Raw genomic sequence first — 26,918 nt, 5'->3', positions numbered from 1 at the left:
CAATCAAAATTATAAATTCTAGCAAAATTATTATGCTAACATAATTTGTTTAATTGAAAAAAAGGGTTTAAGTTTAACTAACTAAAAAATTACTCTAACCAAATAATTTATTTTATGAGCAGAATCTTTACACAGATCTTCTATGTGTTTATGCTTGTTTGTGCAACTGGATTTGCCTCACAAGCTCAGAACATAACGGTAAGCGGAACCGTTAAGGATAAACAAACCAAAGAGCCATTAAGTGGAGTAACAGTGATTGTTAAAGGACAATCGGGCGGTACTTCAACAAATTCAGACGGCGCATTTACTTTTACTACTTCTGCAAAAATCCCATTAACCATTTCTGCAAGTTACATCGGTTATGGTGTGGTTGAAAAGCAAGTTACTGGCAACACAGCTAATATTTCAATTGAAATGGAAGCTGCTGTTGTTTTAGGTGGTGATGTTGTTGTTTCGGCATCAAGAACGCCTGAACGTATTTTAGAATCTCCGGTTTCGATTGAGCGAATGAGTGCAGCTACAATTAAAGATATTGCGGCTCCATCTTTTTACGATGCGTTAAACAATATGAAGGGTGTGGAAAGCAGCATGCAGAGTTTAACTTTTAAATCAATTAATACGCGTGGTTTTAACTCTAACGGAAATACTCGTTTCAATCAATATATCGATGGCATGGATAACCAGGCACCTGGTTTGAACTTCTCGGTAGGAAATATTGTTGGTATCACGGAACTTGACGTTGATAATGTAGAGTTATTGCCTGGTGCATCTTCAGCACTTTATGGTGCTGGCGGTATCAATGGTACGTTATTAATGACCTCTAAAGATCCTTTTAAATATCCTGGGGCAAGTTTTCAATATAAAACAGGTGTTAATCATGTTAATGATGATAACACATCGACGAAGCCATTTAATCAACTTGATGTAAGATTGGCAAAATCATGGAATAACAAATTTGGTGTGAAAGCCGCGTTTTCATTCTTGCAGGCTAAAGATTGGTTTGCGAATAACTACAGTAACTTCGATCGCATTTCTCGCACGGTTAAACCAGGTGATAGAAACAGTGACACAAATTATGATGGTATTAATAGCTACGGAGATGAGGTTAGCCAAAACATGAGAAATGTTGCTTTAAGTGTTCAAAATGCAACAATTTCAGGTATCAATACAGGTTCAGGCGGCGCAATACCAAATATTAAAAGCTTAATTGATGGTACTTTTGGTGCTGCAATTCCTAATGCTGCACAACAAGCTGGTTTTTTATCTAATTTACCTGCAGCATTACGCCCAGCAGTACAAAATTATTTTCCGTTTTACGTTGGATTAAAGGCAAACTTAATTCCTGATCAAAATGTATCAAGAACGGGCTATAATGAGGAAAACTTAGTTGATTATGATACTAAATCTTTAAAGGTTTCTGGTGCTTTATACTACAATTTTAGCAGTACAATACAGGCTGTTGCACAGGCAAACTGGGGTACTGGTACTTCAGTATATACAGGTTCCGATCGTTATTCTTTGAGAAACTTTAACATTGGTCAATACAAACTTGAATTAAAAGGCGAAGATTTCTCGTTAAAAGCCTATACCACTCAGGAAAGATCGGGCGATTCTTATATCTCTTCTATCTTAGGAAGTTATATAAACGAAGTATCTAAGCCATCAACAACTTGGTTTCCACAATATATTGGCAATTATGTAGGTGCCAGAGCTGCTGGTCAAACAGATGCAGCTGCACACGTATTTGCAAGAGGTGTAGCAAACACAGGTCGTTTTGAGCCAGGAAGCAATGGCTTCGCAACAGCGAAAGATCAGATCATGAACACGACGATTAGTGCAACTTCTATTAACGCTGCTGATCCAACTAAAAGTGTTTACGGTGCTAAATTCGATGATAAATCTAATCTTTATCACTACGAAGGAATGTACAACTTAACTAATGCATTTAATAAAGTTGTCGAGTTCCAGGTTGGTGCCTCTTACCGTATTTATGATTTAAATTCAGCAGGAACTATTTTTGATGATTTAGGCCGTCAGATTGACATTGAAGAATATGGTGCTTTTGCTCAGATTGGTAAAAAACTATTCAACGATAAGGTTAAAATTACTTTTGCAGGCCGGTATGATAAAAGCCAGAATTTTGAAGGTAGGTTTACACCAAGAATAACAGGTGTGTTTACGGTAGCTAAAAACAATAACATTCGGGTCTCGTATCAAACAGGATATCGTAACCCAACAACGCAAAATCAATACATCGATTTATCCGTTGGTGGTGGTTCTCAAAGGTTAATTGGTGGCTTACCAGAAATTATGTTCGGCAAATATAAGCTAGATGCAAACAAGCCATTTACGGATGTTAGTTATCGTGCTTTCTTAGCTTCTGCTGCTACCGGCACTCCAAACCCAGCCTTATTACAGCAGTATACTTTCGATGCGAAAGGTGTTCGCCCAGAAAGCGTTCAATCTTACGAACTTGGTTATAAAGGCTTAATTTTGCCTAATTTACTTATTGATGCTTATGGTTATTTTAATCAATATAAAGATTTTATTACCGCAGTAGATGTTTATCAAAATGTTGGAACTTTAGCAGCGCCTACATTTGTGAAATTCGGTGTTCCAGTAAATGCCCAAGGCAGTGTGAACTCTTATGGTGGTGCCTTAGGTTTAGATTATCTTGTTGGAAAATATAATATCAGCGGTAATGTATCCTACAACCAGATTGGCGATTTGCCAGTAAATTATATTAATGATTTCAATACGCCTAAAATCCGTTACAACCTTGGATTTGGAAATAAGGAAATTGTGAAAAACTTTGGTTTTAATGTTGCTTATCGCTGGCAAGACAGGTTTTATTGGAACTCTTCTTTTGCCTCAGGCGAGGTGCCGGCATACAGTTCTTTGGATGCTCAGGTTAGCTTAAAAATTCCTTCAGTGATGTCGGTTATTAAACTTGGTGGTTCTAATGTACTTAACAAATATTACACAACCTCTTTCGGAAACCCGATGGCAGGTGCAATTTACTATGTGGGGATAACTTTTAATCCATAAGAATATTTCGTTTATGGGAGCCTCCTTACAAAAGTATGGGAGGCTTTTCTGTTTACGGATTTTTTAAAAATCACATTAAATCGAAGGCGGAAAAATCTTTTCCCCAAATGTTGGCAATCTTAAAGCAGGCATTGTTTTTGATTAAGACGAGATTACCTGCAGATCAAGTATATCGATAAAAATGCAGGTGATGACTAAAAAAAATCAGACCATTCAATTAAATCCAAATGAAAAAAACACTTCTCATCCTAGCTATCAGTGCGACCATTGCATCCTGCACCAGTAAAAAAACAGAAAATGCAGAAACTAAACAATTAGATAGTGCAGCAATGACTTCCCAAAAAGAAGAGAAAGAAAGCATAACGGTTCCAGCAGATAGTATTGATTGGGGAAATGTTCCTGAACTTAGAGATATTGGCAAATTCCCATTTTATACGCCGACAGATGATTTAAAAATCATCGATGAGAAAAATGGTCTTTCAGAGTTTTTTGATTATGCTAAGATGGAAAATTATACCGGAAGCGGAATTAATACAACTAAAGGAAAGTTAGGGGTAATGGTTTTTGAAGATAATGGAGATAAAAAGTTTAACCAGCAACTATTTGAAGATATGGTTTATCCTTACTTAGATAAAATCGGAGCAAAAAAAATATTTAATGGTAAATTTCCAAGTGACCAGGCGTTGAGAGCAAAGCTCAACGAAAATATGTGGAACGGAAATAAAAGAACAGTTGGACTTGGGGATGATGAGCCGTTTGCTGTCTACGCATTTATTAATGATAACAAGAAGTATGTTTTGAATATTCAATCTAATTCTGCACAGGGTAAGGTTTTTATCATGGAACTGAAATAAACAAGCTGGTAATAAATAATGGATATATGAGAAATTTATTCTTAACAGCCACATTAGTTGTTTGCAGTCTGTTCGCTTATTCGCAGGAAAATGATTGTGATGACCCAAGTAAACAAGCTTGCTGTCAGGCAGGCAGCTCTGCTGTAGTTGCGATTACCCCTTTGGCAGACCTGCAGTGCAAAGATCGCTCAGCGCACCTATATAAAATCTTTCCTAAAATTCCAATCTACAAGGGCTTTTTGTTTAATCAGGTCAACATGTGCGGTGCTGGAAAATCAAGCGGTATTTTAGAGTTCGAATACTGCATTGCAAAAACAAGGCAGCATATGACCGTAACCATTACCGATTGGGCAGATCCATTTTTTAAAACCGATGCAGGCCAGTCACAAGTGAATTTCTTTCAGACCATGTTCCTGGCAGGTACTTCGCCAATCTTAAAAACTTATCCAAGTAAGAATCAAAAATTCAATAAGTCTTTTATTGCTATGCAAGGAAATGAAACCAAGAAATATGTCAGTTTCGAAGGATTAAAGGATAACCGATTTTTAGTGCACATCGTAATTGATGGAGATCGGTTCAAGCTTGCAACAGAGGTTGATACTTTTCTGGCAGATTATATAAACGCTTTTGATTTTTAAAATTGATCGTCAGGTGCCCTGAAAAAACAAAAGAATTGACATTACGTTTTTTCTGATTTAATACGAGCCTTTTATAAAATATTTGTATTATAGTACTTTCTTATTAAGTGATACTTAGTTAAGAGAGGGTCGAATTAAATTTTTGAAATTATTAGGATGGAAGAGCAAAACGATAAGCCGCTTGAGACTAGCGAGCTGATTGAAAAAGAACAGGAAATACAGCATTTAAACAATCCTGTTGATATATCTGTAAAACCTATTGTTAAACAATATTTAGGTTCAGTAAAAAAAGTTAAAAAAGAAGGTAACCGTTTTTATTTTTCCGATGGAGATGCAAGAGTTGAAATTAGAGTTGTAAGCGATGAAATTATTCGCGTTCGCCTTGCTCCACATGGCGTTTTTTTAGATGATTTTTCTTACGCCGTACCAGAGGTTGATCAAAAAGTTTCTGTTTTTAAGATGCAGGAACATGAAGATAGCTATACCGTTTCTACCCATTCGGTTACCTGTAGAGTAGATAAAAACAATTTCCATATTTCATTTTCTGATAACATTACCAATACATTAATGGTTGATGAAGCCAATTCAATGCATTGGGAAGAGAACACTGATTTTGGTGGATATTATATCTACGCAACTAAAAAATGTCAACCAGAAGAAAATTTCTTTGGTTTAGGTGATAAATCCGGAAATTTTAATCTTCGCGGACGCAGATTTGAAAACTGGAATACGGATGCCTATTCTTTTGGATGGAATCAGGATCCTTTATACAGGACTATACCATTCTACATCGGTTTACACGACAAGGCTGCCTATGGCATTTTCTTTGATAATACCTTTAAATCTTATTTCGATTTTGGTGGCGAAGATGTAAGTAAAACAAGTTTCTGGGCCGATGGAGGCGAGTTGCAGTACTACTATATTCATGGGCCACACATGATGGATGTTGTTAAACGTTATGCAAGTTTAACGGGTACACATCCTATGCCTCCAAAGTGGACTTTAGGTTATCAACAATGCCGATGGAGCTATTATCCTGAATCGAAAGTAAAGGAAATAGCAAAACAATTCAGAGCCAGAAAAATTCCTTGTGATGCCATTTATCTCGATATCGATTATATGGATGGCTATCGTTGCTTTACCTGGAATAAGAAATATTTTCCAGATCCACGTAGAATGATTAAAGAGCTTTCTGATGATGGGTTTAAAACCGTAGTCATGATTGACCCTGGAATAAAAGTTGATGATGATTACTGGGTTTTCAAAGAAGGAAAAGAGAAAAGATTTTTCTGTCGCCGCAGCGATGATTATTATATGGAAGGGCACGTGTGGCCAGGCCGTTGCCAGTTCCCTGATTTTACCAATCCTAAAGTTCGTACCTGGTGGGGCAACTTGTATAAGGAATTGGTAGATATGGGCGTTGCCGGTTTTTGGAATGATATGAACGAACCTGCCGTATTTGGTTCAGGAACATTCCCTAACGATGTTCGCCATAACTACGATGGGTTCAGGGGATCTCACCGCAAGGCACATAACGTTTATGGCATGCAGATGGTTCGGTCAACCTACGAGGGTTTGAAAAAACTAATGCGAAATAAACGTCCATTTACCATCACTAGAGCAGGTTATTCAGGTATGCAGCGTTATGCCAGTGTTTGGACGGGGGATAATTTAGCTAGTTGGGAGCATTTAAAAATGGGTAATATCCAGTGTCAACGGTTATCCGTTTCTGGTGTGCCTTTTTGCGGTACTGATATTGGTGGCTTTAGCGGCGAACCTGATGGAGAATTATTTACTCGTTGGATTCAGCTAGGGACTTTCTCTCCTTTCATGAGAGCGCACTCCGCAGGTGATACCGCAGAAAGAGAGCCATGGAGTTTTGGGGAATTTTTTGAAGATATTAACCGCAAGTTTATCGAGTTAAGGTATCGCCTAATGCCATACTTATACTCTGTTTTCTGGGAGCACCATCGCTACGGTTTTCCAATATTAAGACCATTGGTAATGTTGGAGCAAGAAAATATCAGCAATCATTTCCGTCAGGATGAATTCTGTTATGGCGACAAATTATTGATCTGTCCAGTGTTAGAGCAAGGTGCAGTATCAAGAAAAGTTTACCTGCCAAAAGGAACCTGGTACAATTTCTGGACGAACGAGGTTCTAGCTGGAGAAAGTGAGCATTTGGTCGAAGCAAAGATAGACAGCATGCCAATGTTCGTTAGAGCAGGTTCAGTAATTCCTGAATATCCTGTTATGCAGTACGTTGATGAGAAAATGATAACTGAAGTAATGCTTAACATCTATTATAGCGATTACGAAGTGAATTCATTTATGTACGAAGATCATGGAGACACTTTTGCTTATGAGCAAGATATTTATCTTGAAAAGAAATTCACGGTAAAAGGTGATGGCAAAACTTTAAAAATTAACCAACTTACCGAAGGTTTATACACACCAAATTACGAGTTTTATGCTTGCAATATTTTAGGTGTAAATTCTCAGGTTAGAAAAATTATGGTTGATGGAAGAGAGGTAACAGACTTTTATACCGACGAGAAATCAGCATTACACTTTAAATGCAATAAAAACTTCAACGAAATACAGATTTTTAGTCTGTAATAAACATAACCCCGAAACTTTAAAAAGCTTTCGGGGTTATATCATATCTAACCTGAATTTACTATGCCCGCAGCTAAAAAAGTATCTGTTAAAAAAGCAGTATTACCTGAGATTGATCAAAGTTTAGCCGTATGGCCCTATAGTTTATTCACTGAATATGATATTGATTTATTTCTTGTAGGAAAACATTTTCGTTTATACGAAAAAATGGGTTCACATCTCATTACAGTAGAAAATAAAACTGGTGCATATTTTTCTGTTTGGGCACCAAACGCCATTAAGGTAGCAGTTTCTGGCGATTTTAATAACTGGAATACTTCTTCACACCATTTAAATAAAAGATGGGATAAATCAGGCATTTGGGAAGGTTTTATTCCAAATTTAAAAAAGGGCGATGTTTATAAGTATTTTGTAAAAGGCTTTGATGAATCTGAACATTTAAAAGGAGATCCATATGCGGTAAGATGGGAGCATCCCCCGCAAACCGCAAGCATTATTTGGGATACAGATTACAGCTGGAAAGATAAACCTTGGTTAAACAAAAGACCAAAGTTAAATGCTTTAGATCAGCCCATTTCTGTTTATGAATTGCATGTGGGCTCTTGGCAAAGAGACCCTAATAATCCAGAGCGGGTATTAAATTGTAGGGAGGTTGCTGCGGCATTAGTACCTTATGTTGTCGAAATGGGTTTTACCCACGTAGAGCTTATGCCTGTAATGGAGTTTCCTTTTTTTCCGAGCTGGGGTTATCAAATTACAGGTTATTTCGGTGCAAGTTCGCGTTACGGCTCTCCCCAGGATTTAATGTATTTAATTGAAGAATTGCACAAGGCAAATATCGCTGTAATTCTGGATTGGGTACCTTCACATTTCCCTGGCGACAGGCATGGATTGTATGAATTCGATGGAACGCATTTGTATGAGCACGCAGATATGCGCAAAGGATTTCATCCTGATTGGAAGTCGTATATTTTTAATTATGATAGAAATGAAGTTCGCTCATTTTTAATTAGTAATGCCCTGTTTTGGCTCGATAAGTACCATGCAGATGGCTTACGTGTTGATGCCGTGGCTTCGATGCTTTACTTTAACTTTTCCAGAGAAGATGCTGATGCCGCTACAAATGAATATGGAGGAAGTGAAAATTTAGGTGCCATTCAGTTTTTGCAAGATTTAAATGTTGCTGTATATGGTAATTTTGATGGTGTACAAACCATTGCTGAAGAGAGTAGTACTTATCCAGGGGTAACACATCCTGTTTATGCGGGTGGTTTAGGTTTTGGCATGAAATGGATGATGGGCTGGATGAACGATACGCTTAAATATTTCAAGGTAGATACTTTAGCAAGAAAACATCATCATCATAAGCTTAGTTTTAGTATGACTTATGCTTTTACCGAAAATTTTATGCTTCCTTTCTCTCATGATGAAGTTGTGCATGGGAAATCGCCAATGCTTTACAAAATGCCAGGAGATGAATGGCAAAAGTTTGCCAATCTTCGGGCGCTTTATGGTTATATGTTTACACATCCAGGGGCAAAGTTGCTATTTATGGGTAACGAATTTGGCGACACAAATGAATGGAACTTTACCCAATCACTAGATTGGCATTTGCTGCAATATGCCCCGCATAAAGGCATGCAGGAAACAGTTAAGGCGTTAAATTTTTTGTATAGAAAAGAACCAGCATTATATCATTATAACTTTAGTTACGAAGGTTTTGAATGGCTTGATGCAGATAATAGCGATGAATCCATATTCGTTTTTATGCGTAAAGGCCCGAAAGCTAAAGATACCTTGGTTATTGCTTTAAACTTTACGCCTGTTGTAAGAGAAAATTATAAAATAGGTGTACCTTTTAAAACCAAGTGGAAAGAGTTATTCAATACTGATGCTATAGAATTTTATGGCGGAGGAATTAATAATAAAGGCGATATTGTTCCTCATTTGCAGGGTTATAATAATCAGGAATTCTCGATTATTGTTGATTTACCGCCGTTAGCAGTTGTTATTTTCAAGAGCAAATAGAGGAAATAAAAAAAGCCTTCCGTTACCAGAAAGCTTTTAATAACCTCGGAGTGGAAGCTTCCGAGGGTGGGCAAAGATACAATTAAGACCCTATCCGAACAAATTTTATTTAAAATAGCTGTAAGTGTTTCATTTACAGCTTTAATTTTACCCCTGCATTAAAAGTTCTACCCTCGGTATGTGTCCAAATATCATCAAAGGTAGGGTTGTTATGCGGGCCGTTAACTACGCTTTTATATCTACTCTGTCTGGTATCGGTAAAGTTCTCGGCGTTAATAAAAACAGAAATTTTTCCAAATACTTTTTCAGCCATTAGGCCAAATTCCCAGTACGGATTGGTTTGAAAATTATTATACAGATATTGTTTGTCAGTGAAATAGCCTTCTAATCCAATTTTGAAATTTCTTTCTTTTTCGTATAGTAATGCCAGGTTCAATTTGTTTTTAGGTAATAACCGAATGTCTTGAATAACGGGTAAATATTTTGCTTTTGCATTTGTAAAAGTATAGCCTGCAAACAACTTGAAATATTCTTTACAGATAATTTTTGCATTACTTTCAAAACCTAAGCTATTAACTGGCTGAGATGTATTACTGAAATAGAAAAAATTATTTATATCCTGCAGCAAAATAGTCGAATTTGATATTTTGGTGTAGAAAAACATCTGATTTAAACTTACCAGCCAGTCATCGCCAATACTGGTTTTATAATTGATATCAGCCGTTCCGCCATAGCTTTTTTCTGATTTTACGTTGTTTAACGGCAGCAAATTTTGGTATTGAAAAGTCTCGGTTTGCTCCGTAAAAAGTGTAGGTGTTTTGTAACCTAAACCACCACCAATTCTCGAACTCCAGTGATCGTTAAATTTATATAATATCGAAACTCTTGGTAAAATGAAGAAATCAGTTTTGCTGTATAAGCTGTTATGAAAATTTGTTAAATCTGTTCTTATACCGCTTTCGAACTTAAGCTTTTCCGTTGCATCCCAGGTTTGTTGAAAGTACAATCCAGCGGTTTTAGTTATGAAATCTTTTGCTAAAACGGTTTGATTTGCTTCTCTAAAATCATCATAAACTAAATTTGCCCCAAATATTAAACTTTGGGTTTTTAGGTTTTTTAAGTAGCTGATATCTGTATAAACATTATAATTATCACCTTTAAAACTATAATTTGGAATACCAATATCACGCTTAAAATAGTTAAAACTTGATTTAACCCTGAATAAATCCTTTTCCGCTGATTTTATGCTTAAGTCTACAGTTGAGGTATTTCTTAAGCTTGCATTATTCTCAAAATAAGTATGATTATTATCTGCTCCGTTTTTTATCAAAACAATATCACCACCAGTTCTGTCGCTTTTAGTAAAAGCGTTACCAATAATAAGGGTGGTTTTTTCGTTTGGATAGATAAACAATTTAGGATGGATGGTGAAATCCTTTGATTTGGGAAGTTCAGTGAAATCATCTTTATCAACATCGTAAGGTTTCTGAAAATTTGTAAGCGCAAGTAAGCTATAACCAATTTTCTTATTTCTTTTCATCGCAAAAGCACCAATATTGGTTTGCCCAACATTCGATTGGTTTATAATAAAGTTGTAATCTCCCTTTTCACGCGGTGTTCTGGAGATGAAATTTACTACACCCGCTATTGCGCCAGCGCCATAAAGGGTAGAAGCCGGGCCTTTTATAATTTCTACCTGACTCAAATCTAAAGGTGGGATTTCAAGTATGCTTAATCCACTGGCGAAATTGCCAAAACTTGCATATCCATCTTTTAAGAGTTGCGTATAGCGGCCATCTAAACCTTGTATTCTAATGCTTGCATTGCCGCTTGTTGCCGAAGTTTGCTGTACCGAAATTCCAGTGCTTTCATGCAATATCATCGAAACATTGGCTGGTCGCATATTGCTTTTTTCATCAATTTCTTCCAGTTCAATAGTTTCTACGCGTGTAGGTGTGTTTTGAATACTTCTACTGGTTCTGGTTGATGAAATGATCACCTCTTCAAGCTCATCTTCGGATTGCTCAAGCAAAATTTCCATTGGATTTTGCTGATCAACAGGGAAACTTATAGTAATGTTTTTCTCCTCAAAACCAATATGATTTACCTTGAAAACTTGTTTTCCATCTGGAATGTTATTGAAGGTGGCTAAGCCCTCATCGTTGGTAACACTTTTAAGTTTTGTGTTATTAAGGGTAATTGTTGCGCCTTGTAAAACTGATTTATTATAGGCCGCTTTTACAGTAAATTTAAAACTGTTTTGCGCATAGGTAGTGGTTATGCACAGCATGGCACATAACAACAAATATATTTTTTGCATTTTTTTTATTGAATTGAATGAATAATATCGACTGATAGGCCGATTTAAAATTTAGGGATTAACCAATAAATTCCTTATTCAATTTTGGCGGTTGCCAGATACTTTGAAAAAAATCTGATGCAAAATGCTTTCTGTAAGCTATTATTTTTTGAGTACTTGCTACAGGTTTTAAAGATTTAAGCGAGATGGATTTTAAATTGAAAACCAAAGGCTGGCCGCAACAGTTGCATGTACAAAGTGGCGAACAGTAATCCGTATCGCTATGCGATTGGTTTTTACTTAGAGAAGTCGTTAAATTTTCAGCTTTGTCAATAGTTTTTAATTCAGTTACATCCTCGCAATTTAGGCAGGAAATAACTAAAATAGAAATGGTTAACAAAAGACTAATGATTTTCATTCTTGACAGCAAAGGTAAGCCAATAATTGAAATTATTCTAAATTTTATTTCCGATGATATATTCTTGGCTTCTATTTCAGTTACCCCTAATAGTTGTATTTTTTTTAAGCGAAATACGTAAACAATATGAAATTACTAATGTTGATTATTTAATCATCTAAATGGATAATGCAAATGAAAGAAATATACGTTGGAAAAAAATAAAAGTTCGGATGGAAGTACACTCAAACCGCTTTATAATTTATTGCATCCCAAAAATATGATAGTGGTTTAAATGTGGAGCTAACATTAATGAATCCCGTATGATATTTTCGCATTATTGAAGAAAACTATCAATTATAACTTACTTAATATGAACTTTTAAGTAAAAGCATAAAAAACATAATTAGCTATTGTGATATCTCTGTAATTACTCATTTATTTTCTGGTTTATGTTGTCTAGGCTTTTAGTTCGTCTTGAAATCCTATTGTATCTTTCGCTATTCATCAAATAATTTGCTTTTTTGATGTTGGTGTTGTTAATTAAAGGTGATTCTACGGAAACAGCTGATAATCAGATAGTTTTTTGATATAGTTTGTTAAAAATTCAGCTAATATGTAGTATTACGATTACAAGCTGTGGTTTTTATGTAATGCTCTGATAGATAGACGATTAATTACGTGTAAAAATTAACATAGGCCTAATAACAGAGGCTTTGTAATTGGTTATTTTCGCGTAAACTTCTGTAGTCGAATATTCTTATTTGACCTTAACAGACGCTCTTGTAAGCTTAGTATTTATTGTTTTAGATTATCTGTCCAGCGAGGATCTCTGTACGGATTTACATAGGGATTATTGTGTTTAGGATGTTTTATGGTAAATAGCTCGGGTTTTAAATTATCTGTATACTTATTATGCTTAATGTTATTAAGCTTTAGTAATCGTGTACACGCCGAAGTTTTACCTGCTAATTTAAATAAAGTATTTTCAAGTGCGCCGAATTTATTCAGTCCGCCCACTTATTCTACCCACTATATTGCTCCAGCGCCATGGCAATATTGGAGTAAGGCAAATCAAGTTGTAATTACTACCGAAAGCGCCACGATCGTGAGTGGGGTGATCAGAAAAAGTAATGGTGATTTCATATCAAATTTTACCTGCAGTGCTAATTCGCCTTTTGTGATGCGTTTTTCAGGGTTACCAAGCGCGGCACCTGTTCATCCGCTAAATACAGTGATTTCTGGAGCTGGGTTAGTCGTAATAGCCGATGCATCAATTTCTGTTAATTTAAGAAATATCGCTTCTGATAATTTAGGAAGTGATGGTTCAGATAATAACATCAAAGGAAATGCGTCACTTTTTAGTTTTGGAGATGCTGGTGTGGGAACTTCCTTTAGAGTAGGCTATTACAGGGATGGTGATCTTGCAGGAACAGAAAGGCCAATTTACAGCATAATGGCATTGGATGATAATTCAGTAATTAGGGTTGCTGGATTGGTCAAAGCGACTTTGAATAAAGGTCAAAGCTACCTTTTTCAGTGTCCTATGGGTACGTTGGTAGAATCTTCAGGCGCTGCGGTAATGAATACATCAGCAAGGTTGGATGCTCCTGGTGGTTGTGGAGATGGTGCTTATAATCCAATTCCTCCGATAATTTCATTGGGTTCTGAGTATGTAATTGTTAGGGGTGAAGGAAATTTAATCGCTGAACAAACAACTGTAGTCGCGACTGAACCTAATACAGAAGTTTCCGTCCAGTTTTTTGACGATAATGGAGTGCAGCAAGGCCCGCCCTTAAAATTTACAATAGCACAACCAGGCCAATTTCAAACTTTTGGACATGGTTATATAAATGGAGGCTATAATTCTAGTAACAACACTGGGAAATATTCCTCATCAAGAATAGTAACCACTAAAAATGTTTTAGTTTTTTCTGGTACTGGCGGTGTTTCTGTTGGTGGCGGATGTGAGGTAGATATTGCAACTCTGGTTCCGATTGCATCCTGTGCAGGCTCAAGAAGGGTGGAGACTTATAAATTTACGGATTATACAGATCTGAAATTGCCATACTTTGGTTATATTCTTACTAAGTCTTCCGATCAGATTAATTTAACTACGCAAGGAACTGGTACAACTTATAACAACCAAAATATTGAATCCGTTCCAGGTATTGCTACAAGAAAACAATTGGGCACAACGGGTTTGTTCCTGGTTAAGTTTACCGATGCAAATATTAATTTCCCTAATGTGATAACGATTAGTAGTGCAAGCCGTTTAACCGTTTCTATGGTTCAGCAGAGCAGTGCTTTCTCAATGTCAAATTTCATCTCCAGGTTCGCAGAAAAAGCAGTACAGCCAAGAATTGATTTAACGGATTGTACTGCAGCAAAACTGACAGCAGATCCTTTGAGTTCAGGCCCTTATCAATGGTATTTAAATGGGGAATTAATAACTGGTGCAACACAAAATTTTTATGTTGCTACCGTTTCAGGTAATTATACTGTTTCCTCAATGCTTGAGTGCGGTATGAGTGCCCAATCTCTACCTTCGATTATTTCGCTTTGCAACATTGATCGATCCATCGAAAAAACAGTTGATATAGCTTTGCCTGAACTAGGTGATATTGTAAATTTCACCCTCACGGCAAAAAATTTAGGGGCTGGAAATGCTATTGGTGTTTCTGTTAATGATTTATTGCCCTCGGGTTATACTTATGAGTCTAGTATTGCCTCATCTGGTGTATATAATTCTTCTACTGGAGTTTGGTCAATAGGTGTGATGAATAGTAATGCCGTAGCAACCTTGTCAATTAAGGCAAAAGTAGCTACTACGGGTGTCCATGTTAATAATGCGGAAATTACTGGAACACAGCCAGATGTTAATGCAGGCAACGATAAAAGTTCCGCTTCAACGAGTACTACTGAGGGAACAGTTACTTTAATATCTATAGGATCTAGCGATAGAAGTGTTTGTGTTGGTACATCAATTGATGAGATTGTGTATTTAATTGGTGGTGGAGCATCAGGTGCGGGAATTACTGGGTTGCCTGCTGGTCTCAGCGCCAGCCCTTATGATCCCATTACTAAGCAAATCAAAATAACAGGAACTGCAACAGATGCAACAGCGGCCACTGGCGCAATTTACACCGTTACTACAACAGGTGGTATTAGAGTTTCTAAAACAGGAACAATAACGGTGAAAGACAAAGTTACCAAGCCAGTTTTTTCAAGTTCATCCGTTGCATTACGTTGTGTTGGGGTTGGAAATAATGATTATGTGGCAACCTCTTCTAATAGCGAAGGAATACTTTACAGCTTATCACCAGCTGAGGCAGGGTCAATCGATGTGGCAACTGGAACGGTAACCTGGGCGCTTGATTTCGTTGGTCAGGCGACAATAACAGCTAAAGCAATTGGCTGCGATGAGAAAACAACCGATTTTGTTGTTACAGTTAATCCACGACCTGCCGCTCCTGAAACTGCTCCAATAAGTTATTGTCAGAATCAAACAGCGGTAGCTTTAACTGCTGATGGAGATAATTTAACATGGTATGATGATAACGGTGTGTTGCCTGGTGCGCCAACTCCAGTTACTACTTCGGTAGGAACCACAAACTATTATGTAACACAGAAAAATAGCAATGGGTGTGAAAGTCCAATTTCTACAATAAAAGTTACTGTAAATGCAGTTCCTTTAGCTCCAGTTGTTTCTTCATTAAGTTATTGCCAGAATCAAATTGCAGTGGCTTTAACTGCTGATGGCACTAATCTAACCTGGTACAATGATAACGGTATTTTGCCTGGTGCGCCAACTCCGAACACTAGGTCAGTTGGAACGACAAATTATTATGTAACACAGAAGAATAGTGAAGGCTGCGAAAGTCCAAGATCGACGGTGACCGTTATCGTGAATGCAGTTCCTTTAGCTCCAGTTGTTTCTTCATTAAGTTATTGCCAGAATCAAATTGCAGTGGCTTTAACTGCTGATGGCACTAATCTAACCTGGTACAATGATAACGGTATTTTGCCTGGTGCGCCAACTCCGAACACCAGCTCAGTTGGAACGACAAATTATTATGTAACACAGAAGAATAGTGAAGGCTGCGAAAGTCCAAGATCGACGGTGACCGTTACTGTAAATGCAGTTCCTTTAGCTCCAGTTGTTTCTTCATTAAGTTATTGCCAGAATCAAATTGCAGTGGCTTTAACTGCTGATGGCACTAATCTAACCTGGTACAATGATAACGGTATTTTGCCTGGTGCGCCAACTCCGAACACTAGCTCAGTTGGAACAACCAATTATTATGTAACACAGAAAAACAGTGAAGGCTGCGAAAGTCCAAGATCGACGCTAACCGTTACCGTAAATGCCGTTCCTTTAGCTCCTGTTGTTTCCTCATTAAGTTATTGCCAAAATCAAATTGCGGTAGCTTTAATCGCTACTGGAACCAATCTAACCTGGTACAATGATAACGGTGTTTTGCCTGCTGCGCCAACTCCGAATACGAGCATAGTTGGAACAACCAATTATTATGTAACACAGAAAAACAGTGAAGGCTGCGAAAGTCCAAAATCGACGGTAACCGTTACCGTGAATGCCGTTCCTTCAGCTCCAGTTGTTTCTTCATTAAGTTATTGTCAAAATCAAATTGCATTAGCTTTAACCGCTACTGGAACCAATCTAACCTGGTACAATGATAACGGTATTTTGCCTGCTGCGCCAACACCGAATACGAGCGCAGTTGGAACAAAAAAATATTATGTAACACAGAAAAACAGTGAAGGCTGCGAAAGCCCAAGATCGACGGTAACCGTTACCGTAAATGCCGTTCCTTCAGCTCCAGTTTTTTCTTCATTAAGATATTGCCAGAATCAAACTGCGGTAGCTTTAAGCGCTACTGGCACCAATCTAACCTGGTATGATGATAACGGTATTTTGCCTGGTGCGCCAACGCCGAGTACGAGCTTAGTTGGAACAACCAATTATTATATAACACAGAAAAACAGTGCAGGCTGCGAAAGTCCAAGATCGACGGTAACCGTTACCGTAAATGCCGTTCCTTCAGCTCCAGTTGTTTCCTCGTTAAGTTATTGTCAGAACCAAACTGCGGTAGCTTTAACTGCTACTGGAACCAACCTAACCTGGTATAATGATAACGGTGTTTTGCCTGCTGCGCCAACACCGAATACGGCTTTAGTTGGAATAACCAACTATTACGTTACTCAGAAAAATAGCGAGGGCTGCGAAAGTATGAGGGCAATGATTAAGGTGACTATCAACTCCTTACCAGCGAAACCTGTAGTTGTAAGTTCAGGGCCAACTGTGTTTTGTGTGGGCGGTTCAGTTGTTTTAAAATCAAGCGATGCAAATCAGTATCAATGGTATAAAAATAATTCGATCATAACAGGAGCAGTTAATCAAACTCTGATTGTAGCAAGCAGCGGAAACTATAAGGTTTTAGCATTTAATGAAAATAACTGCGGTAGCATTGCATCAGACGATATCGATGTAATTGTCGAACCAATTCCAGCTAAACCTGTAATTGCGTGGCAAAATTCTTTAGAGATTTGCGAAGGCAATACTGTTCAACTTAGTTCTTCTGCGACATCAGGAAATATATGGTATAGAAACGGGGTAATAATTCCAGGTGCAACAAATACAACTTTCAATGCGAGTTTAGCAGGGCGATATACTTTGGGTGTGATTTCCACAGGAGGTTGTGTGAGCCAGATTTCGGATCCAATAGATGTAATCATTAATGCTCCACCGCCAATACCTACTATATCTACTCGAAGTTCTTTAGTTATTTGCAAAGGAAGTGCAGCCCTATTAGTGTCATCTGCCAGCTCTGGTAATCAATGGTTTAAAAATGGAGTAGTAATCAATGGTGCTACCAGTCAAAATTATTTGGCAAATGCTGCAGGTCACTATAGCGTAAAGACGAAAAATAATTCTGGCTGTGAGAGTTTAATATCAAATTCTATTTCAATTTCTGTTGAAGCCTTTGAGTTATCCTTAACTGCAAGTAAGACTATAGCTGAATTTGGATCGAAAGTAGAGCTAAAAACAAGTTCAAACTTAAAATACAAGGTATTAAACTGGTCTCCGGCAAATCTTTTTAATGATGCAGGGGCAATAAGTCAGATTTTTGAATTTAAAAATGAAATTATAGTAACAGTAAATGCAATTTCAGAAAATGGTTGCCAGGCCTCAGCAACAATAAAGATAGAGCTTAATAAAAAAAGAGATCTTTTTATTCCAAATACTTTTACGCCCAATGGCGATGGGAAAAACGATTTTGTGAAGGTTTATGGAACAGGTATAGAATCTATAGAGTGGTCTGTTTACTCGCAATGGGGAGAATTAATTTATAAATCAAAAGAACGGGATGCCGCCTGGGATGGTAGTTACAGAGGGGTTATGCAGCCTGTTGGTGTTTATGTATATAAGTGTGTAGTGAGATTTACTGATGGTGAAGAGATGGTTAAACATGGCTCGATAAATTTGTTAAGATAGCTATGAAGAGGGGAGTGTTTGCATTTATTTTTTTGCTGGTTTATTCAAATTTGAAAGCTCAGGTTGATCCACATTTTTCCCAATATTATGCTTATGCATTATGGATGAATCCTGCATTAACAGGTGTTTCGCAAATGGATTATAGGGCGACTTTAATTCACCGAAATCAAAACTTTGGCAATGTTAATACTTTTAGCACTTCAGGATTATCTGCCGAAATGTCAACAAATCAGAATATAAATATCGGTTTGAACGTACTCAATCAAACCGCTACCAGTGGTGGTTATGGTTATTTAAACGGGGCTGTATCTCTGGCTTATACTGGCGTTAAATTAGGGTATAATGAAGATTACAACATAACCTTTGGAATGAATGTTGGGTTTCTAAATAGAAGATTTGATCCAAGTAGATTTCAATTAGGTGATCAGTATGAACCTGGTGTTGGATTTACTCCGTTAATTCCAACGGCTGACAATTTCAATAATAGTGCATCAACAGTTCTGGATGCTGGTGCTGGAGTAGCTTTTTTTGATACGAACCCTTTAAAGCGAGCTAACTTTTATGCTGCATTTTCGATGAACCATTTAACAAAACCTGTTGATCCATTTGTAGATTCAGAGGGGAAATTATTTCTGCCAATCAGATACCTGTTTAATGCGGGGGTAAGCATAAAATTGGCGAATGATATGGTCGTTATTCCGCATCTTATGTATGCTCGCCAAGGGAATGCACAGGAGCGTATGGTTGGAGTTTACTTTACAATACCCTTTGGAGAAACTTCAGAATTAATTGCTGGGGCTAATTTACGATTGAAGGATGCAATTGTACCTTATGCAGGCTTTACATTTAATAACCTTACGCTTGGAATGAGCTATGATGTTAATCCTGGATTACGCAGTTCGGGAACGAGTACCAATACTTTCGAATTTTCACTTACTTTTTTTCGACGTAAGTCTGGCAACTATCGCGGGATAAGGTGCCCAGTTTTTTAAGTTCAATTGGATATTATCAAGAATCCTAATGGTAATAAATGTCAATTTATGCTATTCTCAGATCTTTGTTAGATTGATGATGAGCAGATAAAGCTGTTGTTATTTTCTTATACAGAATTTCTTCTTCCACAGGTTTATTCATGTAGTCTGTAGCGCCAATATTAAAAATCCTGTCTTTTGTCGCTTTTGTAATATCAGCAGTTAGAACAATGATTGGTACACTAATCTTGTTTATTCCTGCCAAACCGTTTCTTATAGAAGAAATGGCTTCGTATCCATCCATAACAGGCATCTGCAAGTCCATCAATACCAAATCAATGTCTTTGGTTTTCATTGTTTCCAGGCATTCTGCTCCATTATCGGCAAGCGTTACGGTCGTGTTTTTCCAATCTTCTAACATCATTTGAACAATCATTTGATTCATAGGGTTATCTTCTACAACTAAAATATTCTTCCCCATTAAATCGTAGTCATCTTCTGGATACATAGTAATTGGTTTTTTAGCACTTTCCTGAATAGGATATTTAATTTCTATCTCACAGGTTGTACCTTCATTTAATTCGCTTTGAATTTTTATTTCACCTTTATGTAAATCAGCTAACGCTTTTACGATACTCAATCCAATTCCAAAGCCGCCATGTTTCCTTTTGTTGTTGAAATTGGTTTGAGAGAATAGATCAAATATTGTTTCCAGTTTTTCTTTTGCTATTCCAATTCCAGTATCCTTTATTATAATTTTTAACAGGAGCGTATTTTGCTCGGCTTCTGCTACAATTTCTAGGTTAATACTGCCTTTTGAAGTAAATTTTATTGCGTTACCTAAAACATTGTAAATAATTTGTTCAAGTCTTATGGGATCGCCAATAATTACCATTTCTTTATCTAAAGAAGAGTAAAAATTAAATTTCAATCCTTTGTTATGGCTCTGTTTTTCAGCACTTATAGCTAATTTATTCAAAAGTTCATGTAGTATGAATTCGCTTTTGTCCAGTTCCAGTTCACCCTTTTCAATTTTTGAAAAATCTAGAATATCGTTAACCGATGATATTAAACCATGCGAAGAGTACTTAATAATCTCACAATTTGCAATGACCTTAGGGTCATTACTCTCTTTTTCCATAATCGCAGCTAAGCCTAAAATAGCATTCAAAGGTGTTCGCAATTCATGGCTCATGTTAGAAAGAAAGTAAGATTTCATATCATTCATTTCTTCTGATTTCTGTAAAGCTATATTTTGAAGCTCTTCCTTCCTGTTTCTTAGAATTCCAATTCGATTAGCCATAGATAGAGATAAGGCCATAATTTCTAAGCCGATACCGAGTTTTGTAATATTATCCGTAAAGAAGTTTTCAGGAAAGACACCAAAATTCATAAGTACAGCCATAATTATGGTTAAAGCTAGAATTGCAATACCAATGGTGTAGAACAAATCGATTGGTTGTTTTTTGTAAATGATGACTGCGATAGATGCAAATATCAAAATCAATCCAAAAAGAGTCAGGATGTTTATTATGGGGTAAGAATATTTTAAAAAGAAAGGGAAAATAATAATCCCAACTAATACAACACCTAAAGCGATATACAATGGATTGAAAAGTTTGTGTATACGTTGGTTTTTGCGTTTAATTTCAAGGATGATTTCGCTATATTTTCCAAAGAAGAAACAGCTAAAAATCGCTGATATAATAACAATATGGAGATTGAACCAAGAATTACCAGTTCCTATATATTGATGATAAAATCCATCTAGTGCAAACTGACATAAACCCACAAATAATACATAAAGCGAATAATATAGGAATGAAATTTCTTTAATTGCGAAATAGAAGAAGAAGTAAGTAATGGCAATAAAAGCTAAGATGCCATAAAATATCCCCATAATTAGCTGATCAGAATAGGTTGTTTCAAGAAACCTTTCCTGACTTATTAAAAGAAGTGGTAAGGTATTTTTCTCTCCGTCATTTTTCAATTCCAGGAATGCACTTTTAGTTTCCCCTCCATTAAGTTCAATTTTGAATAATGTTTTTCGGTTTTTAAGGCTACGCTGTGAAAAATCTAAATTATCCCCACTTCGTTGAATCTGCGTTGTATTATTTGCATCAATCAAAAACAAATTTGCATTATCAGTAACAGGTTCTGCGGTTTGTAAATAATAAACTAATGGAGTTTTTAGGGTGTTTTTTATTTGAAATTTTACCCAAAAATTATTGCTTGTAAAGCCTAAATTGCCCAGCTGTCCGCTTAATGGTTTAAATGGTAGCGTTTGTTTGCCATCTATTATTTTGCTTAAAGGCAGTACTTCCGCTCCAGTGTTTAGTATCGAAGCAAAATTTAGGATTGATACTTCTTCGGGTAAATTTTCTTCACGAAATTCGTATTGAGCTTTTGCCGTTAGTAAACACAACAGTAAAAAGGATAAGGCATATAGTCTTTTCAAAATAGGATTGAATCTAAAATATATTTAAATATTCATATTATGGCAAGCAAATTCGAGGAGCGTAAAAGTTAGAATTTGTAGGTTTGGGTAATAAAAATAGGTGAACAATTATATAATTAAGATTCGGGAATTATTATTAACACATTGCCACTTTTATGTTATACAGAGGCATATTCGCACAACCCGTAGGAATGCATAATTGCGGTAAAATGTAAGTCAACGCGAACGATATTCTAATTGGATGATGTAAGTAAGTGTTTATCTTCGGCTTAACATGTATAGCTTTGATGGTGTTCGATATAAAATAATAGTTCTCGCTTCGAATGATTGTTGAGGCAACTAACAAATAATGAAAACCATTTAATTAAAATGAAATGGTTAACCGTAGGGTTATTATATTTAAAAACAAATAATTAATATATTTAATAAATTTAATTCAAATGAAAAGGTTTGCTTATTTGTTGTTCTTGTTTTTTTTCTTGTCTCTTTCACTTTTCGCACAAGAAAATTTAAATCACTATAAATACATAATAGTTCCTCAAAAATATGCTTTTTTAAAGCAGCCAAACCAGTACGGTTTAAATGTTTTAACAAAAGAATTACTGGAGAATAAAGGGTTTGCTGTTTTTTTTGATGATGCTCAATTGCCAACAGAACTTACCACTAATAAGTGTGATGGACTTATAGCCGAAATTTTAGATAAAAATAGTATGTTTTCTACAAATTTAACCCTTATACTAAAAGATTGTGGCGGGCAAGTTGTATTTAAAAGTAAAGAAGGTAAGAGCCGAGAAAAAGAGTATAGTGCATCTTATAACTTGGCGCTGCAAGATGCGTTTATCTCGTTAAACGATTTTAAATATGCTTATAAGGCGCCTTCAAACCAAATACCAAAACCATTGGCGCAAGAGGTTATTTCAAAAGTTGAAACAACACCTAGTCAAGCTACTCCGGTAAGCAAACAAATTGAAGAAACACTATATGCCCAGCCAGTTGCAAATGGATACCAGTTGGTCGATAGCAGCCCTAAAAAAGTATTAGCCTTACTTAAAACCTCTGTACCAGATTATTTTATTGCAAGTACTGAAACCGTAAATGGAGTGCTGCTAAAAAAGAATGGAGATTGGTTTTTTGAATACTATCAAAATGGTCAGTTAGTTTCTGAAAAGCTTCTTGTTAAATTTTAATACAATTCAGTTTTAAGTCCAATTCATGTTTAAAATAAAACAATATTGCCTGTTAATTTTTATTGCTTCAAGTCAATTGGTATTTGCGCAACGCCATAAGCAAAGTGATAATACCAATAGTGTTTACATTATTCCGTTTCACCTAACCAGCTATAATAATTTATCGGTGCCTGCTATTTTAAATGGAAAAGATAGTTTGAATTTAATGTTTCATACAGCAGCCAATGCTATAACCCTAACAGAAGAAACCATTAAGCGATTAAATGACTTAAGCTTTAGCGGTGTTGATACAGTGAAAAGCTGGGGTGGATCAGACAATGAATCCAGATTTAGTAAAAACAATATCTTACAGATTGGTTCCTTAAAATGGGAAGGACAGTCTATATGGGAAAATAAAAACTCAGGACAAGAAACGGATGGGAAATTCGGAACTGATCTTTTTGAAAATAAAGTAATTGAATTGGATTTTGAGGAAAATGTTATGCGAATCAGCAATAATTTACCTGATAAAATTAAAAAATACCAAAAACTTAAATTAGGTTTCGAAAACGATTATATGTTTATCGAGGCGGGTTTTAAAATTGCTGACATAACGCTCAGTAATAAATTTTTAATACATTCTGGTTATTCGGGAGCCCTTTTGTTTGATGACAAATTTGTAGCTGAAAATAAACTCGATCAAAAATTAAAAATTGTTGATGAAAAGCAACTGAAAGATTCTTATGGCAATATCTTGAAAACTCAAAAAGCCGTTTTACCTTTATTATCTATTGGTAATATGAATTTGCCAAATGTACCCGTTTCTTTTTTTTCAGGCGGAATAGGCCGACAAAAAATGAGTATTATAGGTGGTGAGGTTTTAAAAAGATTTAACATCATCATTGATGCCAATAGAACTTTTATTTATCTGAAAGCGAATAAGTTAAAAACCTTAAATTATTCCAATATATAACAATAATTTAGGTTTTTAACTGCAGAGATTCTTTATACTTTAATCTTCGTCTGGGACATTCTCCTGCTTATCATCCGTATTTAAAGTATAAGCCGATTCCGAAGCACGATAAGCTTCATCTAGTAAATCTTTATTAGTATGATTTTCTTCGACAATTTTTTCATCTAAACCATTAGAGTGTATGTCTTTTTGGCTTTGTTGATCTTCTGCTTCATTGCTTGAGCTATCGTCAACAGGTATTTTTTCATCTGGATTAATCATAATGCTGTTTTTGATTATTTAACAGTAAATAATGGAATTAGTTTTAAAAAGAAATAACATCAGCCTGCAAGTTTACTGGGTATATACAGTTTCTTTAATTGATCTGCACACTGTGGATGTACGAATTTTTTATACTTTACGTAATACAAAGCAAACCCCCCAGGTATTAGGCCCAGGTGTTTCGCCTGAAAGAAATTCTTCCGTCTTAATAATTTCAAAGCCAGTTAGTTTTGCAAGGAGTTCTATTTCAGGGATGCTAAAGTGTCTCATGTTATGTGTTTCTGATAAAACATAATCTTCTTTATTTTCCTTATCAAAGACGTTAATATCATATATAACATCAATTATATTCTTATTCCAGTGGTTAACGGGCGTCGCATTTCTGATAACTTTTATGTGATCATCTTCTGTAACCTTCGTGCGCTTTTCTGGTATTTGAGATAATACTGCAGGTGTATACCAGAGATCAAAAATCAATAAACCACCCTCGTTTAGGTGTTTGTGGATATTTCTGAAAGAGTTAATAAGTTCCTCATTCTCGTTTAGATAACTAACAACATGAAATAGGGCAGTTGCTACATCAAACTTTTCAGCCAGTGCTAAAGATTCTATAGAGGCATGAGTAAAGGAAAGATTAGTATGTGAATTGCTTTGAGCAATTTTTAGCATTTCTGCGCTCGGTTCAACTCCATTAACTTGAAATCCTTTTTCGCAAAATAAAAGTGCATGCTTTCCAGTTCCTGAGCCAAATTCAACTAATGTTTTTGCCTCAGGTTTATGCTGCTTGATTAAATCAACTATATAATCTGCTTCTGAAACGTAATCTTTATCCTTGTAAAGAAGATTGTAGTAAGAGCTGTAAGCGTTAAAGACTTTTTTCATTTAATTTTCTTGTGGTTTGAGCATTTATGATTAAAATTTGTTTTATAACTGCGGGCTCAATTATTGCTGTGGTTAATTGGAGAGGCAACATTAATAATAATTTTATTTGTGCAAGTTATTATAAACTTATTTATGTTAATTTCTAGCTCTAAGGTAAGATTTTAAATTATACTAATGAATACAAGAGGAGTGTATATAAGATTAGAAAACGTCATTAAAACAAAAAGGAGACCTCATCCAAGCGTCTCCTTTTTTTCTAACCAAATATAAACCTGTTATGAGCCAGGCTTTGTCTTTATTCTCCATTTTAGCATAACGCTTTTCAAGAGAAGATTTATCTTTTTTTATGGTAATAAATAATACTTCATTTATTACTCTACAAATATAGTAAAAAAAACGATAGTGTAAAAAATACACTAAGAAATTTTTAAGTATTTTTTTTGTCATTTTTTAATTGCGGTATCTTTTATAGCAGATTATGCAACCTAAAATGACAGTGTTGCAAATATAAGCTGAAAAAGTGTTAACTAATTGTTAAATATTATCAAAATATGATATGATATATGCAAATCGTATCATAATGTCTGTTGATTAAGTTTTTTTTAATAAAAATCAGTCTTTTTTGATGTGATTGCTGTTTTAATAGGTTGATTAATGTGTTTTTTAAACAATTAATTGTGAATTGTAATTATTATGAAAGGAAATTTATATCCAAAAAATACATTTAAATATAAAAGGCAACACTAAATGAATAATGTTGCCTTTTATTTTATAGAAATTAGCCGTTAGGCTATGTTTTTATTATAAGCTAGCGTAGTATTCTACGAATTTAGCAAGAGCAGAAGAATATCCCCACTCATTATCATACCAAGAAACAACTTTTACGAAGTTATCATTTAATGAAATACCTGCACCAGCATCAAAAACAGAAGCGTGATCGTTACCAACGAAGTCAGAAGAAACAACTTCATCCTCAGTATAACCTAAAACACCTTTTAATGATCCGCTTTCTGAAGCTGCTTTCATAGCTGCTTTAATTTGCTCGTAAGTAGCTGGTTTTTCTAAGCGAACTGTTAAATCTACAACAGAAACATCAGCAACAGGAACACGGAAAGACATACCAGTTAATTTTCCTTTTAACTCAGGAAGAACCATACCTACTGCTTTAGCAGCGCCTGTAGATGAAGGAATAATGTTAGAGAAACCACCGCGGCCACCTCTCCAATCTTTAGCAGATGGACTATCAACAGTTTTTTGTGTTGCAGTTACCGCATGGATTGTGCTCATTAAACCTTCAACAATACCGAAGTTATCGTTTAATACTTTAGCAATTGGTGCTAAACAGTTTGTAGTACAAGATGCATTCGAAACAATTGTTTGGTCTGCAGTTAATTTATCATGGTTAACACCCATTACGTAAGTAGGGATATCAGCATCTTTAGCAGGAGCAGAGAAAACTACTTTCTTAGCACCAGCAGCAATGTGTTTTTCAGCATCAGCACGTGTTAAAAATAAACCAGTAGATTCAATTACAACTTCAACACCAACAGCATCCCATTTTAAGTCAGCAGGATTACGTTCTGCAGTAACACGAATAGTTTTACCGTTTACCACTAAATTTCCATCAACAACTTCAATTGTCCCATCAAACTTGCCGTGAGTAGTATCATACTTTAACATATAAGCCATATAATCTGGCTCAATTAAATCGTTAATTGCTACAATATCTAAACCTCTTTTTAAAGCAGCTCTGAAAACCAGTCTGCCAATACGGCCAAAGCCGTTTATTCCAATTTTGCTCATTGTT

Annotated in this window: 16 protein-coding genes; 9 read left to right on the top strand and 7 right to left on the bottom strand. The window is 35.8% G+C overall.

What is annotated here, in order from left to right; genetic code table 11:
• The first annotated feature begins 114 nt into the window (after positions 1-114).
• The 5 genes from ACZZZI_RS03800 to glgB all read left to right on the top strand — a co-directional run bounded on the left by ACZZZI_RS03800 (position 115) and on the right by glgB (position 9,187).
• Positions 115-3,048: a TonB-dependent receptor domain-containing protein gene (locus ACZZZI_RS03800; RefSeq protein WP_463488605.1), complete on the top strand. Its 2,934-nt coding sequence runs from the start codon at positions 115-117 to the stop codon at positions 3,046-3,048.
• A gap of 227 nt (positions 3,049-3,275) precedes the next feature.
• Positions 3,276-3,902, top strand: coding sequence for a hypothetical protein (locus ACZZZI_RS03795; protein WP_344764978.1), 627 nt, complete (start codon positions 3,276-3,278; stop codon positions 3,900-3,902).
• Positions 3,903-3,928: 26 nt separating this feature from the next.
• On the top strand, positions 3,929-4,540 hold the full coding sequence (locus ACZZZI_RS03790; protein WP_463488604.1) for a hypothetical protein: 612 nt from the start codon (positions 3,929-3,931) through the stop codon (positions 4,538-4,540).
• 156 nt (positions 4,541-4,696) lie between these two features.
• A complete protein-coding gene (locus ACZZZI_RS03785) occupies positions 4,697-7,159 on the top strand; it encodes a glycoside hydrolase family 31 protein (protein WP_463488603.1) in 2,463 nt (820 codons plus the stop codon).
• Positions 7,160-7,222: 63 nt separating this feature from the next.
• Positions 7,223-9,187, top strand: coding sequence for a 1,4-alpha-glucan branching protein GlgB (gene glgB, locus ACZZZI_RS03780; RefSeq protein WP_463488602.1), 1,965 nt, complete (start codon positions 7,223-7,225; stop codon positions 9,185-9,187).
• Positions 9,188-9,320: 133 nt separating this feature from the next.
• On the opposite strand, the gene ACZZZI_RS03775 is transcribed toward glgB, so the two are convergent.
• A complete protein-coding gene (locus ACZZZI_RS03775; protein WP_463488601.1) occupies positions 9,321-11,507 on the bottom strand; it encodes a TonB-dependent receptor in 2,187 nt (728 codons plus the stop codon).
• A 58-nt stretch (positions 11,508-11,565) separates the two neighbouring features.
• Entirely contained in the window at positions 11,566-11,904 is a 339-nt protein-coding gene (locus tag ACZZZI_RS03770; RefSeq protein WP_463488600.1) for a DUF6660 family protein, read from the bottom strand.
• A 901-nt stretch (positions 11,905-12,805) separates the two neighbouring features.
• On the opposite strand from ACZZZI_RS03770, the gene ACZZZI_RS03765 reads away from it, so the two are divergent.
• On the top strand, positions 12,806-18,400 hold the full coding sequence (locus tag ACZZZI_RS03765; protein ID WP_463488599.1) for an Ig-like domain-containing protein: 5,595 nt from the start codon (positions 12,806-12,808) through the stop codon (positions 18,398-18,400).
• Between the two features lie 2 nt (positions 18,401-18,402).
• A complete protein-coding gene (locus ACZZZI_RS03760; RefSeq protein WP_463488598.1) occupies positions 18,403-19,392 on the top strand; it encodes a PorP/SprF family type IX secretion system membrane protein in 990 nt (329 codons plus the stop codon).
• A 46-nt stretch (positions 19,393-19,438) separates the two neighbouring features.
• Here ACZZZI_RS03760 and ACZZZI_RS03755 read toward each other — a convergent pair whose 3' ends face one another.
• Positions 19,439-21,829, bottom strand: a complete 2,391-nt coding sequence (locus ACZZZI_RS03755) for a hybrid sensor histidine kinase/response regulator (RefSeq protein WP_463488597.1) — start codon at positions 21,827-21,829, stop codon at positions 19,439-19,441.
• Between the two features lie 440 nt (positions 21,830-22,269).
• Here ACZZZI_RS03755 and ACZZZI_RS03750 point away from each other — a divergent pair, with 440 nt between their 5' ends.
• On the top strand, positions 22,270-23,016 hold the full coding sequence (locus ACZZZI_RS03750) for a hypothetical protein (RefSeq protein ID WP_463488596.1): 747 nt from the start codon (positions 22,270-22,272) through the stop codon (positions 23,014-23,016).
• Between the two features lie 25 nt (positions 23,017-23,041).
• Complete coding sequence (locus ACZZZI_RS03745; protein ID WP_463488595.1) at positions 23,042-23,968, top strand: pepsin/retropepsin-like aspartic protease family protein; 927 nt, start codon at positions 23,042-23,044, stop codon at positions 23,966-23,968.
• Positions 23,969-24,007: 39 nt separating this feature from the next.
• On the opposite strand, the gene ACZZZI_RS03740 is transcribed toward ACZZZI_RS03745, so the two are convergent.
• The 4 genes from ACZZZI_RS03740 to gap form a co-directional block, all read right to left on the bottom strand.
• Entirely contained in the window at positions 24,008-24,229 is a 222-nt protein-coding gene (locus tag ACZZZI_RS03740) for a hypothetical protein (RefSeq protein WP_463488594.1), read from the bottom strand.
• A gap of 129 nt (positions 24,230-24,358) precedes the next feature.
• A complete protein-coding gene (locus ACZZZI_RS03735) occupies positions 24,359-25,111 on the bottom strand; it encodes a class I SAM-dependent DNA methyltransferase (protein ID WP_463488593.1) in 753 nt (250 codons plus the stop codon).
• 201 nt (positions 25,112-25,312) lie between these two features.
• Positions 25,313-25,558, bottom strand: coding sequence for a hypothetical protein (locus ACZZZI_RS03730; RefSeq protein ID WP_344764956.1), 246 nt, complete (start codon positions 25,556-25,558; stop codon positions 25,313-25,315).
• A gap of 354 nt (positions 25,559-25,912) precedes the next feature.
• Complete coding sequence (gene gap, locus ACZZZI_RS03725) at positions 25,913-26,914, bottom strand: type I glyceraldehyde-3-phosphate dehydrogenase (protein WP_463488592.1); 1,002 nt, start codon at positions 26,912-26,914, stop codon at positions 25,913-25,915.
• Positions 26,915-26,918: the final 4 nt, after the last annotated feature.

The organism is Pedobacter sp. AC190 (genome assembly GCF_979258025.1).
Note: the sequence above shows the minus strand (reverse complement) of the source record. Positions and strands in the feature narration are given on the sequence as shown.